Source organism: Prevotella ihumii (genome assembly GCF_900155655.1).
Lineage (GTDB): Bacteria > Bacteroidota > Bacteroidia > Bacteroidales > Bacteroidaceae > Prevotella > Prevotella ihumii.
In genome coordinates, this window is the sequence record NZ_LT706987.1 from 48,078 (window position 1) to 61,441 (window position 13,364).

The following is a 13,364-nucleotide window of genomic DNA, read 5'->3' on the forward strand; positions in this document are numbered from 1 at the left end:
GTGAACCGAGTCCCTATACGCCTTGCACACATTAAAATCTGTTTCAAAAGAAGCTTTCTTTTAGCAATATGGGGATACAGCAAAAGCCACTGCCAACTTATTGCGAATGCACTTGTTGGTAGCGGCTTTTTATGATGTTGTATTTTATTCAATACGAAGATGGATAAAACAAGCTTGAAGAAAAGTAGCTTTACTTAGCAGGGATTTCTTCCAAAGCCTGAACGAGCAACTTCCAGAATGGTTCTGCTGATGCTATTTCGAAACGTTCGGTAGCTGTGTGAGGACTGCGAATGTTTGGACCAAGGCTCACAACATCGAGATGTGGGTACTTGCCAAGAATGATAGAACATTCGAGACCTGCGTGGTCTACCTGTACGATAACGTCTTCGCCAGTCTGCTCCTTGTAAACCTTCTTTAAGAGGTTGAGGATTTCGCTTTCTGGGTTTGGATCCCAACCTACATAGCTTGCGCTAAACTCGGTCTTAAATCCTGCCATATCGAAACAGCTCTTGATGGTTTGGCAGATGTATTCCTTCATATCCTCACGTGCCGAGCGAGCAAGTATCTTAATGTTGGTCTTGTTGGCATCGATATTGATAATAGCGAGGTTTGAAGAGGTTTCTACAACATTAGGATAAACAGGTATCATACGCAATACACCGTTGTGGCAGCCGTAGATAGCGTTGATAATGTTTTCTTGCATATCGGCAGGAACAAGTGTTGCAGGCTTTTCAGCATCTTCAACAAAGAACTCGATGTTTCTTTCGATGGTCTTAAATTCGCTTTCGAGCAATTGACGCTGTGCCTCAACCATTTCTTTGAGTGCAGCCACCTTGTCTTGAGCCAAAGCAAGTACTACTTCAGCCTTGAAAGGAATGGCGTTGCGCATATTGCCACCTTCCCAGCTAACGAGACGAACACCAAGTTCTACCATTGCTTTACGTACCAAGCGAGCCATTTCCTTGTTGGCATTGCCACGGCCTTCGTGAATTTCAAGACCAGAGTGACCGCCACGGAAGCCCTTCAATGTTACCTTTACAGCTGCTTCTTGGTCGTTGGCTACTTCCTTGTATTCCAAAGATGTTGTGATGTCTATACCACCTGCAGAACCGATGGCAAACTTGCCCCAGTTTTCAGAGTCGAGGTTGAGAAGAATGTCGCCGTTGAGTTCGCCCTTAGGAAGGTCGTTAGCACCAAACATACCATTCTCTTCGTCACGTGTGATAAGTCCTTCGATAGGGCCGTGCTTCAAGGTCTTGTCTTCCATAACAGCCATAATTGCTGCCACACCTACACCGTCGTCAGCACCAAGGGTGGTGTTGTTGGCATATACCCATCCGTCCTTAATGTGGGTAACGATAGGGTCGGTCTCGAAATTGTGTGGGCTGTCTGGGCTCTTTTGAGGCACCATGTCCATGTGAGCCTGAAGAATTACACCCTTGCGGTTTTCATAACCGGGGGTAGCAGGCTTGCGCATTACTACGTTTCCAGCCTCGTCTACAAATGCTTCTACACCTACTCGCTTAGCAAAATCGAGCAAGAAAGCTTGCACTTTTTCCATGTGTCCTGATGGACGAGGAACTTGTGTTAAATCGTCAAAGTTTCTCCAGAGAATTTCTGGACTTAGATTTCTAATTTCACTCATAGTTGTTTTTATTTTAAGGGGTTATTACTTATTGTTATCTGTTTACTTCTATTGGGGCTGTTGCTTTCCTTGTAAAGGCTAAAGCTATCCAAGCATAGATGCCTAAAAGAATAACAAGGAGGGTTTGCAACGTGTGTACGATAAGTACAAAATATAACGCTCGCTCGTCGGTTATGCCATAGAGAATGAGCATTGTCTTTACAGCAAAATGCCACGGACCTGCACCATTGGGAGTGGGAACGATGACTGCCACCGAGCCTACAACAAAGCATACCAAAGCACAGGTAATGCCCAAAGTGGTAGTTTCTTGAAAACAAAAGAAGGTGAGGTAGAAGTGGAGGAAGTAGCTTATCCAAATGGCAAAGCTGTAAAAAAGGAATAGCGGAATGTTTTTTACACCCTTGAGCGACATAACGCCTTGCCAAATGCCCGACAAGGTTTCTTTCACCTTATTGTATATAGTAAGGTGACGGCGCACAAGATAAAGCAAGATGAGGGCTGAAACGGCACAGATGGCTGTAACAAGCCAGCCCATTGGGGTGAACATTCCGAATATATCGTCGATGCGTGTTCCTGTTTTTGAAAAGAAATTGGTGAACACACGTATCTGCGAGAGGAAGGCTATGGCGGTGATGAGTAGCACGATGAGCGAGTCGACAGCACGCTCTGTTACCACTGTTCCTAAGGCTTTGGCGAACGACACTCTGTCGTAACGGCTCAATACGCCGCAACGAGCAAATTCGCCCACACGAGGGATAACAAGACTTACAGCATAGGAAAGAAAGATGGAATTGACCGATACGGAGTTGCGCACACGTTCGCCCATTGGCTCTAAGGCTTGTTTCCATCGCCAGCCACGAAAGGTTTGCGCAAGAATACCGAAGGGCATAGACCATAACATCCACGTCCAATTCATTTCATTCTGTACGACTTGCAACATCTTTCCAAAGTCGAAGCCACGGTACATCCAATAAAGAATACCACCACCCAAAATGAGCGGAAGTACTATCTTGATGGTGCTATTGAGCAACTTCTTTGTATCCATACGGAAAGCAAAGATACTAAAATGCTTTTAAATACAAAATTTAATTCATATCTTTGTAGCCAAATAAAGATAAATTATGAAATTAGTCAAACCCAAAAAGAATCTCGGACAGCACTTTCTTACCGATTTGAACATAGCAAAGCGCATTGCCGACACTGTGGACGCATATCCTGAAATTCCCGTACTTGAGATTGGACCGGGTATGGGTGTGCTGACACAATATTTAGTGGAGAAATCTCGTGAAGTAAAGGCTGTGGAGATAGACGCGGAAAGTGTAGCTTTTCTTTATGAGAAGTTTCCTTCTTTGCAGCAAAACATCTTGGGAGAGGACTTTCTTCGTATGGATTTGAACGATGTTTTCGGGGGCAAACAGTTTGTGCTTACGGGCAATTACCCCTATGATATTTCATCGCAAATTTTCTTTAAGATGCTCGATTATAAGGATTTGATACCTTGTTGCACGGGAATGATACAACGCGAAGTGGCACAACGTATGGCAGCTGTACCCGGGAACAAAAGTTATGGCATCTTGTCGGTGCTTATTCAGGCGTGGTACGATGTGGAGTACTTGTTCACTGTTGATGAAAACGTGTTCAATCCTCCCCCAAAGGTGAAGAGTGCGGTTATTCGTATGATGCGCAACGATGTAACACAGTTGGGTTGTGACGAACGCTTGTTCAAACGTTTGGTTAAGACTGTGTTCAATCAACGTAGAAAGATGTTGCGTGTAAGTTTGAAGCAGATGTTCTCTGCAAAGCCTCGTGAAGGTTTTTACGAGCAAGAAATAATGACCAAACGCCCTGAGCAGCTTAGTATTCCACAGTTTGTGGAGCTTACAAATATGGTAGAAGAAGAGCTGAAACTTCAAAATCACGCCTAATAAACATAGAAAAATCAGCCTTGCCTGACCTATCTGTCTTATCCGACCCGTCCGACCAGTCCGACCAGTCCGACTTGTCCGACCAATCCGACTTGTCCGACCAGTCTGACAAACCCCAAAATCCTCCAAACAACCCCAAACTATGAACAAAAAAGAGAAATACGAACTGATATTAAAACAAATAGAAAGCCTCATTGCAGGCGAAAAAGACAACAAAGTGGGTGTACTTGCCAATGTTGCAGCCTTGCTCCATCACGAGTTTGACAGCTTCTTTTGGACAGGTTTCTATCTTTTAGCACCTGATGGAAAGCTCAAGCTCGGTCCTTTTCAAGGTACAATAGCGTGCTTTAATATTCCTGTAGGTAAAGGCGTGTGCGGCACATCGTTTGCCGAACGCAAAACATTGGTCGTTCCTGACGTGGAAGCGTTCCCTGGACACATTGCTTGCAGTTCGCTTTCACGTTCTGAAATCGTTGTGCCTATCTATAACAAACAGGGCGATGGCATCGGTGTACTCGATATTGACAGCACAGCACTTGATGCTTTCGATGATACAGATGCGCATTATTTGGAACGTGCAATGCAGCTCTTGACGGCAGAAATTTATGCCGACTAACAGAAAAACGCTGTATTCTTTGTATAATTAAGCGAAATTCTATAAATTTGTACATTACAAAATAACATTACAACAAATAATTATGATAGACGTTAAAGCAACTTTAGGTGAAGCCGAAGAACGTATGGAGATGGCTGCAATGTTTCTTGACGAGCAATTGCAGCGTATTCGTGCGGGTCGTGCTAACGTAGCTATTCTTGATGGCGTACGTGTGAGTTCGTATGGTTCGATGGTTCCTTTGAACCAAGTGGCATCTGTTACTGTTCCCGACCCACGCACTATTGCTATTAAGCCTTGGGACAAAAAGGCTATACGTGATATTGAAAAAGCTATTATGGACTCTGATGTGGGTGTAACACCTGACAACAATGGCGAAATCATTCGTCTTAGTTTGCCACAACCAACCGAAGAGCGTCGCAAGGACTTGGTGAAGCAAAGCAACAAGATAGGTGAACGCACAAAGGTAGAAGTTCGTAATGCACGTGCTGACATTAAGGATAAGTTGAAGAAAGCTATCAAAGACGGACTTTCTGAAGACTTGGAAAAGGACGCAGAAGAGGACTTGCAGAAAATTCACGACAAGTTTATCAAGCGCATTGATGCACTTCTCGCTGAGAAAGAGAAGGAAATAATGACAGTATAAAACCATAAAAAGTCTTCTTCAACTTGCGCTTGCAACTTGAAGAAGACTTTTCTTTTTCTATTTATGCGAGGCTTAGTAATAAAGAATACAGGTAGTTGGTACACGGTGAAGACCGATGATGGGCGCATCGTGGAAAGCAAAATAAAGGGCAATTTCAGACTTAAAGGAATTCGCTCTACTAACCCTGTGGCGGTAGGCGACTATGTGCAACTCATTATCAATCAAGAGGGAACGGCTTTTATTTCTGAAATAGAAGACCGAAAAAACTACATTGTGCGCAAATCGCCTAATCTTTCTAAGCAGAGCCATATCATTGCAGCAAACCTTGACCAAGCCTTTTTGATAGTAACGATAAACTATCCAGAAACTTCGCTTACTTTTATCGACCGTTTTCTTGCAGGTGCTGAGGCTTATCGAGTGCCTGTAACGTTGGTTTTCAATAAGTATGACTTGCTTTCAGACGATGAACGCCACTACCAAGAGGCAGTGATGAACCTTTATCGCACCATAGGTTACGATTGTATAGAGGTACAGGCGACAGCTGATGCGTCAACAGAAAAAAGTCTCGAACGCCTTAAACCCCTCCTTGCAGGCAAGGTTACACTGATGAGCGGTAATAGCGGCGTGGGCAAATCTACCATTATTAATGGATTACTACCACACGCCAATCTCCGAACAGCTGAGATTTCAGATACACACAAAACAGGTATGCACACCACAACATTCAGCGAAATGCTCGAATTGCCATCGGGTGGCTACCTCATTGATACTCCTGGAATTAAAGGATTTGGAACGTTTGATATTGACCGTGAGGAATTGACAAGCTATTTTCGTGAGATATTCAAATTCTCCGAGCAATGTCGTTTCTCCAATTGCACCCACACTCACGAACCAGGGTGTGCTGTCCGCCAAGCCGTAGAAGAGCATTTCATTTCCGAAAGTCGCTACCATAGCTATCTATCAATGCTTGACGACAAAGACGAAAACAAGTATCGTGAGGCTTTCTAATGTGCGTATTTGAATATAAAATACAAACATAGAAATTAGAAACTTCTTTATTCTCATTTTAGAACCCACTATTTCAAAATACTAAGCTCAATTCTTTTGTATATGTTTCCTTTTAGTGAAGAACAAGAAAGACGAATAACACAAACCCAACGGTTGGTTTGTTATGCATTGACCAACTATGCAGATAAAGTTATATCTGTTGCACGAAGGGGCGAATTTGATAGAAGTATTTTAGATGATGTGGGCGAGTTTAAAAATAAATTACCCCTTTATAAATTAGCTAAACTCCATTTAATATTCCTTGAAAATTTAAATCTACCACCCTCATACTATAAAGATATAATAGATAACTGCACAGAAGAGGCATATCGGTTAATAGATTTTTGGAAAACAGAATTTGGGTTTCCTGCTGATGAGGATATAGACTTTTCGCTATATGAAGATGAATGTGGGCATTTTGACGAGTCACATCTTGAAATACCATTTGGAGGAACAACTGACGATTTGCTTGTCCAAGGGTATAACTATGATGAAGTCTTGTTATGCCAAGCTACAATGACCTATAACACAAAGGTTTTAAGAGAACAAATAGAGAAGGGAACTAATCCAAACGTGTGGATTACCGCTCAATATAATTTTTCAGAAGCTCAGCAAAACAAGGATGGCTACAACGCTCTTGAAATCTGTACCGACCTTATTGATATATGTACAGAACAACATTACCCTAACTTTTGGACCTGTAGAGGGAAACACGCTTTTAGAATACACATTGACGCGCTTTATGATTTGATGGAAGGTGCTGCATACGCTCACTTGCGAACTATATTTCGCAAAATGATAGCAGGTGAGGAGTATAAACTTCTTTTTTGAGGAAAACCATAAGGACATTGCACGCTTGTGAAAACACCTTTATGCTATCAATCAATTGTATTAAACCCAAATACTTATGGGGGGGGGTAACGTAGGGGCTCGATAAATCGAGCCCCTACACGCCCCTTGCGCACATTAAAATCGGTTTCAAAAGAAGCTTCCTTTTAGCAATATTTTCGTTAAACAGAGTTGTATAAAGAGTAGTTGCTACTAAAGCCTTAAATTAGCCGCTTATGTCTTAATATCCACCAAGTTACGCCCGAGACCACAACAGAGATAACAAGTGCGATGCCAAAGCCCCAACGGCTACGCTCCATTCCGTTGATAAGGTTCATACCAAAGAGCGAGGAGATGAGCGTCGGAAACATCATTATAATAGATACTGAGGTAAGGGTACGCATAACGGTGTTCATATTGTTATTGATGATGCTTGAATAGGTGTCCATCGTCGACTCTAAGATGTCCGAGTAAATGCTCGTTGTTTCGCGTGCCTGACTCATCTCAATATTAACGTCTTCAATAAGGTCGGCGTCCAATTCGTCCACTTGTAGCTTGAATTTAAGCTTAGCCAAGAGGTTCTCATTACCACGAATAGAAGTTATGAAGTAGGTAAGCGAGTCTTGCAAACGACTGAGGCCGATAAGGCTTTCATTGTTCACCTCTTGATCAAGGTTGCGTTTTGCTTTATCAATAAGTGTGCTTATCTGCTTCAAACGCTTCAGATACCACACAGCAGAACAAAGGAAGAGGCGGAAAATCATATCCACATAGTCGGTAAATCCCTCACCACGCTTCTGCTGATACGACACAAAGTCGAGCATCATATTGGTTTCAAAGTTGCAAACCGTAATCGTTACGTCACGTTTGTGAATGATACCAAGCGGCACAGTGGTATAAGGTGTGCGCGAGCGAATTTCCTTTACATAAGGAATACGCAAGATAATAAGCATCCAACCATCGTCATACTCGTAACGAGCACGCTCATCGGTATCGGAAATATCCGACATAAAATAGTCGGGGATATTAAATCTTTCTTCTAATTCTTGCTGTTCTTGTTCTGTTGGACAAGTTACTTGTATCCAACAATTAGGTTGCCATTCCTTAATGGCACTTAGTTTTCCGCTAATGTTCCAATATGTTTTCATTTGCTAATCTCCAAAGTTTAGTTAGGTGGGGATTAGCAACTTGTCAAGTTACAATCCTCACGTTTAAAATTTTAAACTATTCGAAAGGTAATCGTCCATTGATTTTTTAAAAATTGGTTTACGGCTGCAAAAGTACATAAAATTATCTACAAGCGCAAACATTGTATGTAGTTTTTGTAGATAAATAGCAAAATGGAGAAGATATGAACTGCAAAAGAGTAAGGAAAAGGTGGTGTATATGTGCTTTTTTTAGGCAAAAATAAAGCATTATGTAAGAAAAGTATTATCTTTGCACTATTAAGTTTATGGAAACAAAGTTAGCAATATACGGTAACAAAGCTACCATTAAAGCAATAGAAAATGGTATACAGGTAGGCGAGCTCAACTTTTTGATAGCCCAAAAGGTTGCTATCATAACCCATACCTATACATTTAAAGGACACGAAGGCAGAGGCATAGCGATGAACCTTACGTTGGCTGCTATAAAATATGCAGAGAAACAGGGAATGAAAATAAGACCCAATTGCAAATATGCCTACAACTTCTTGATGAAGCACACCGAGTTTGCCCATCTTTTAGATGAGAAAATAGATGTAGGGCTATCGAGTGTTTTATAACCTAAGAATAAAAAATTTAATAACTAATTAATAAATAAGAACAAAAAATCTATGAACAAAAAAACGTTTTTGGTTTGTGGTCTTGTGAGCCTTTCGCTTGCTATGCAGGCGCAAACTAAGGGTGGTGGCATCGACAACCAAATGATGCAGAAGATTACAGCTGGTCATTCATCAGCTGCAAATCGTGCATTGGCAAATGCTATCGCAATGAACTCTATTGACAACTTGGCAAAGAACTTCCGCAACTCTGGAGCTTTCGACACCAACTTTAGTGTAGAAACTCCTAAGCAGAACATTCACAACCAGCACAGCTCTGGTCGTTGCTGGTTGTTCACAGGTATGAACGTGTTGCGCGCTAACTTTGCACGCAAGCACAAAGATAGCCTTCGTGTAGAATTTTCACACGTTTACCTTAGCTTCCACGACCAGTTGGAGAAGGCCAACTTGATGCTTCAAGGCACTATCGACAATGCTAACAAGCCTTTCAAAGACCCTATCGTACAGTATTTCTTTAGGAACCCAATTAGCGATGGCGGTACATTCTGCGGTGTGGCTGACTTGGTAGACAAGTACGGACTTGTACCTATGGAGGTGCAGCCTGAAACTTATTCAGCTGAGAACACATCTCGTATGGCTAAAATCATTTCGTCAAAGCTCCGCCAATTTGGTTTGGAATTGAGAAATATGTGCCAAAGCAAGACTTCAGCTAACGCTATCAAGAACCGCAAAACCGAAATGTTGGGCGAAATCTACAACATTCTCGTGCTTTCATTGGGCGAACCTGTAAAGACTTTCCAATATGCTTTCAAAGACAAGAATGGGAAACAGATAGGCAAACCTAAGACTTATACGCCACAGTCGTTCCGTGACGAAGTGATGGGTGGTAAGCTCGCAGGTTCATTCCTTATGGTGATGAACGACCCACGCCACGAGTATTACAAAACTTACGAGGTAGAATACAACCGCCACACCTACGATGGGCAGAACTGGAAGTACATCAACCTCCCTATGGACGAAATAGCTAAGCTCGCTATCGCTTCATTGAAAGACTCTACAAAGATGTACTCAAGCTACGATGTGGGCAAGCAGTTGGACAGCAAGCGTGGCTACCTCGCACTCGACAACTATGACTATGCAACCCTCTATGGTACAACTTTCCCAATGACAAAGGCTGAGCGCATCTCTACATTCGATAGTGGTTCTACACACGCTATGACATTGACAGCTGTCGACCTTGACGAGAATGGTCAACCTAAGAAGTGGAAGGTGGAAAACAGCTGGGGTCCTACAAATGGTCACAACGGTTGTTTGATTATGACAAACGACTGGTTCAACGAGTATTCTTTCCGTCTCGTAGTAGACAAGAAGTATGCTTCTGAAAAAATTCTCAAGGCTGAAAAGACCAAGCCTGTTATGCTTATGCCAGACGACCCATTGTTCGACGCAGATAAGTAATCCGCATTACGATGATACAACTATCCCCTGCCAAAGTTTTGGCGGGGGATTTTTTTTGCAGTATAGTGCAAAGGCGTGAAAGGAAAAACAGAACAATAAGAAACAAAGGACAAACGCCCAACAACCGCATCGTAACTACCTGACTATAAAAGAGATACAAACACGTTCCCAAACATATATGTTTTACCATCCAATACATATATGTTTTGGTGGGCAAAACATATATGTTTCACCTTGTCAAACATATATGTTTGGGAATTAAAAGATAGATGTATTATTTTCAAAAGATAATAAGAGGAAAAATAGAACAATAAATTCCGAAAGACCTGTAGCCTCATCACCACCTTATTATATATAAAGGGTACTCTTTATACACATCTCTGTTTAACCCAGATCGGGCATTAGCCCGCAAAGGCTTTTTAAAGCGTTTAGATGTTATGCTTTTCTTCGTCTTTGCACCTTATTTTGGCTCTTTTCGTTTGTTTTTTCAGTTGTTTAGCTCGCTAAACGTCTTCAAAAACAACCAAAAATAGCTCAAAATAAGCTCGCAAATCTCGAAGAAGTCTAACGAGCGACTTGGGATAAATTGTTCTTTTCGGGTAAAATACAGAAAAAGAAGTTCCCTCCTTTTCGCCGTTAACCATTGTTTTTTGAAGGAAATACTTAGTTTTTTATTCCCCAAATCCAATACCCCTATATAAAAAATGATATAATTGAAGAAAAATATTTTTCAATTTAACAAACTGATTATCAACATATTAAAATCAATAATAGACATATTTAAAATACAAATATATGTTAAACAGAAAATAGGCATAGGGGTTTTTCGGTTTTTCCGTGTTTTTGTAAGTGAAGATGAGAATTAAACTTATACGCCTACAAAATTGAGTAAAGAATATAACTTTATCTACAGATGAGTTTTTTATAACTATGTGATGAATAAGTTGTGGCTCTCCGTTGTTTGAAATGGGGGGCGCAACACTTTTAAAAAGCAAAACTTTTATACCATAACCCATAAAACTAAAATGACATTAAAAAGTGATCATACAAATAGGTTCCATTGAGGGTAAATGGATAAAACAAAGAAAAGGAATAGCAGAACACAAATTTAGAGAGTGTGTAATACTTATTGATAATAATCGAAGGTTTCACGAGGAGAGCCGTTACAGCAAAGTTTCGATGAGAAACAACAAGGCGTAAATGTGCTTGAATAAACATTTGGAGTTATGATTGATATATATGATAAGGTGTTAAACCAAATCTAACAGCTCTCCTCGTTTTAAAAAAGAATGAATACTTCAGTCTATATATACTTGTGACCCCATCGGAAGAGTGATTCTTGTGATGGGGATTTTTTATGCCAATAGCCAACTTATTTTCAGTTCTAAATGAATATAATAAGTGCATATTTATTGCGCAAAAGGGCTTATTTGTGCACGCAAACACGGTTTTTGTGCATTATATTTGCGTGATTTATAAAAATAACGTACTTTTGTTATCTAAAATCTAAAAAACAAAGATTCTAACAACACACTATTATATGAGTTTGAAAATTGTAGTACTTGCAAAACAAGTACCAGACACACGAAACGTAGGAAAAGATGCAATGACAGCAGAGGGCACTGTAAATCGTGCTGCACTGCCTGCTATCTTTAACCCTGAAGATTTAAATGCGCTTGAACAGGCATTGCGATTGAAAGAGCAGAACCCTGGTTCTACTGTTGGTATCCTCACAATGGGTCCTCCACGTGCAGGAGAAATTATACGTCAAGGTCTTTATCGTGGAGCAGATACAGGCTGGTTGCTCACCGACCGCAAGTTTGCAGGTGCTGACAGCTTGGCTACCTCGTATGCTTTGGCTACTGCTATCAAGAAGATAGGCGATGTAGACATCGTTCTCGGTGGTCGTCAGGCTATTGATGGCGATACGGCACAGGTAGGTCCACAGGTGGCACAGAAATTGGGCTTGAACCAAGTAACATACGCAGAGGAAGTAATCAAGGTGGAAGATGGTAAAGCTACCATTCGTCGCCAAATAGATGGAGGTGTAGAAACTGTTGTCGCTCCGTTGCCAGTAGTAATTACGGTGAATGGTTCGGCAGCTCCTGTACGTCCTTGCAATGCTAAACTTACAATGAAGTATAAGTATGCTACCTGCCCTATGGAGCGTACGGGCAAAGAACCTTGGAAAGAGCTTTACGAAAGCCGCCCTTACCTCACCTTAAACCAATGGTCGGTAGCCGATGTAGATGGCGATGAGGCACAATGCGGTCTTTCAGGTTCGCCTACCAAGGTGAAGGCGGTTCAGAACATTGTGTTCCAAGCGAAAGAAACCAAAACCATTACAGACTCTGATGCCGATGTAGATGGATTAATCAAAGAATTGTTGGACGAGAAGATTATTGGATAAGGCTATGAAGAACGTATTTGTATATTGCGAAATAGAAAGAACTACCGTTCAGGAAGTATCTCAAGAGCTGTTGACCAAGGGTCGTAAGCTCGCCAACCAATTGGGTGTAGAACTCCACGCTGTCGTTGCCGGTACAGACATAAAGGGTAAGGTGGAAGACCAAATTTTACCTTATGGCGTAGACAAGCTCTTTGTATTCGATGGTGAAGGCTTGTTCCCTTACACCTCTGCACCTCATACCGATATTATGGTGAACCTCTTCAAGGAGGAAGACCCACAAATAGCACTGATGGGCGCAACTGTTATAGGTCGCGACCTTGGCCCTCGTGTGTCTTCATCGCTTACTTCAGGTCTTACAGCCGACTGTACTCAACTTGAAATTGGCGACTATGAAGACAAGAAAGCTGGCAAGAAGTACGATAATATCTTGTACCAAATTCGTCCAGCATTCGGTGGAAACATTGTTGCAACCATTGTCAACCCTGACCATCGTCCACAGATGGCTACTGTACGCTCTGGTGTAATGCAGAAAGCCATTTATGATGGTAAGGCCAAAGGCGAGGTGGTATATCCAGAAGTAGGAAAGTATGTTTCTGAAATGTCGTACGCTGTGAAGGTTATCGACCGTCACGTGGAAGCTGCTAAGAACAATCTGAAGGGTGCAGCTATCGTTGTTGCTGGTGGATATGGTGTAGGTTCTAAGGAGAATTTCGACCTCTTGTTCCAATTGGCTAAGGAGCTACACGCCGAAGTTGGTGCTTCACGTGCTGCCGTAGATGCAGGTTGGGTGGAGAACGACCGTCAGGTGGGTCAGACAGGTGTTACGGTTCACCCTAAAGTGTATATCGCTTGCGGTATCTCTGGTCAAATTCAGCACATTGCAGGTATGCAAGATGCAGGTATTATCATTTCAATCAACAACGACCCCGATGCGCCAATCAATCAGATAGCCGACTATGTTATCAATGGTACAGTGGGCGAGGTAGTTCCAAAGTTGATAAAATATTACAAGCAAAATAGTAAATAAAGA

At 41.8% G+C, this 13,364-nt stretch carries 13 protein-coding genes; 10 read left to right on the forward strand and 3 right to left on the reverse strand.

What is annotated here, in order from left to right:
- Window positions 1-190 precede the first annotated feature (190 nt).
- On the reverse strand, window positions 191-1,645 hold the full coding sequence (locus tag CZ367_RS00210; RefSeq protein WP_077195224.1) for an aminoacyl-histidine dipeptidase: 1,455 nt from the start codon (window positions 1,643-1,645) through the stop codon (window positions 191-193).
- Window positions 1,646-1,679: 34 nt separating this feature from the next.
- On the reverse strand, window positions 1,680-2,690 hold the full coding sequence (locus tag CZ367_RS00215) for a lysylphosphatidylglycerol synthase transmembrane domain-containing protein (protein ID WP_077195225.1): 1,011 nt from the start codon (window positions 2,688-2,690) through the stop codon (window positions 1,680-1,682).
- Window positions 2,691-2,766: 76 nt separating this feature from the next.
- Between CZ367_RS00215 and rsmA the strand changes: the two genes are divergently transcribed.
- From rsmA to CZ367_RS00240, 6 genes are all read left to right on the forward strand, one after another.
- The gene (rsmA, locus tag CZ367_RS00220; RefSeq protein ID WP_077195226.1) at window positions 2,767-3,570 is read left to right on the forward strand and encodes a 16S rRNA (adenine(1518)-N(6)/adenine(1519)-N(6))-dimethyltransferase RsmA; all 804 of its coding nucleotides are present in this window, start codon (window positions 2,767-2,769) and stop codon (window positions 3,568-3,570) included.
- A gap of 20 nt (window positions 3,571-3,590) precedes the next feature.
- The gene (locus CZ367_RS16385) at window positions 3,591-3,716 is read left to right on the forward strand and encodes a hypothetical protein (RefSeq protein ID WP_262500710.1); all 126 of its coding nucleotides are present in this window, start codon (window positions 3,591-3,593) and stop codon (window positions 3,714-3,716) included.
- Window positions 3,713-4,186: a GAF domain-containing protein gene (locus tag CZ367_RS00225; RefSeq protein ID WP_077195227.1), complete on the forward strand. Its 474-nt coding sequence runs from the start codon at window positions 3,713-3,715 to the stop codon at window positions 4,184-4,186. The genes CZ367_RS16385 and CZ367_RS00225 overlap by 4 nt, the downstream gene beginning before the upstream one ends.
- Before the next feature lie 82 nt (window positions 4,187-4,268).
- Window positions 4,269-4,829, forward strand: coding sequence for a ribosome recycling factor (gene frr, locus CZ367_RS00230; protein WP_077195228.1), 561 nt, complete (start codon window positions 4,269-4,271; stop codon window positions 4,827-4,829).
- A 63-nt stretch (window positions 4,830-4,892) separates the two neighbouring features.
- Entirely contained in the window at window positions 4,893-5,837 is a 945-nt protein-coding gene (rsgA, locus tag CZ367_RS00235) for a ribosome small subunit-dependent GTPase A (protein WP_077195229.1), read from the forward strand.
- A gap of 102 nt (window positions 5,838-5,939) precedes the next feature.
- Complete coding sequence (locus CZ367_RS00240) at window positions 5,940-6,707, forward strand: hypothetical protein (protein ID WP_077195231.1); 768 nt, start codon at window positions 5,940-5,942, stop codon at window positions 6,705-6,707.
- Window positions 6,708-6,925: 218 nt separating this feature from the next.
- On the opposite strand, the gene CZ367_RS00245 is transcribed toward CZ367_RS00240, so the two are convergent.
- Window positions 6,926-7,852 (reverse strand): magnesium transporter CorA family protein, encoded by a 927-nt coding sequence (locus CZ367_RS00245; protein WP_077195233.1) that lies wholly within the window; start codon window positions 7,850-7,852, stop codon window positions 6,926-6,928.
- A 305-nt stretch (window positions 7,853-8,157) separates the two neighbouring features.
- On the opposite strand from CZ367_RS00245, the gene CZ367_RS00250 reads away from it, so the two are divergent.
- The 4 genes from CZ367_RS00250 to CZ367_RS00270 all read left to right on the forward strand — a co-directional run bounded on the left by CZ367_RS00250 (window position 8,158) and on the right by CZ367_RS00270 (window position 13,361).
- The gene (locus CZ367_RS00250) at window positions 8,158-8,469 is read left to right on the forward strand and encodes a GNAT family N-acetyltransferase (RefSeq protein WP_077195235.1); all 312 of its coding nucleotides are present in this window, start codon (window positions 8,158-8,160) and stop codon (window positions 8,467-8,469) included.
- A gap of 51 nt (window positions 8,470-8,520) precedes the next feature.
- Window positions 8,521-9,924 (forward strand): C1 family peptidase, encoded by a 1,404-nt coding sequence (locus tag CZ367_RS00255; RefSeq protein WP_077195237.1) that lies wholly within the window; start codon window positions 8,521-8,523, stop codon window positions 9,922-9,924.
- 1,540 nt (window positions 9,925-11,464) lie between these two features.
- Entirely contained in the window at window positions 11,465-12,334 is an 870-nt protein-coding gene (locus tag CZ367_RS00265) for an electron transfer flavoprotein subunit beta/FixA family protein (protein ID WP_077195241.1), read from the forward strand.
- Between the two features lie 4 nt (window positions 12,335-12,338).
- Window positions 12,339-13,361: an electron transfer flavoprotein subunit alpha/FixB family protein gene (locus tag CZ367_RS00270; RefSeq protein ID WP_077197308.1), complete on the forward strand. Its 1,023-nt coding sequence runs from the start codon at window positions 12,339-12,341 to the stop codon at window positions 13,359-13,361.
- Window positions 13,362-13,364 lie beyond the last annotated feature (3 nt).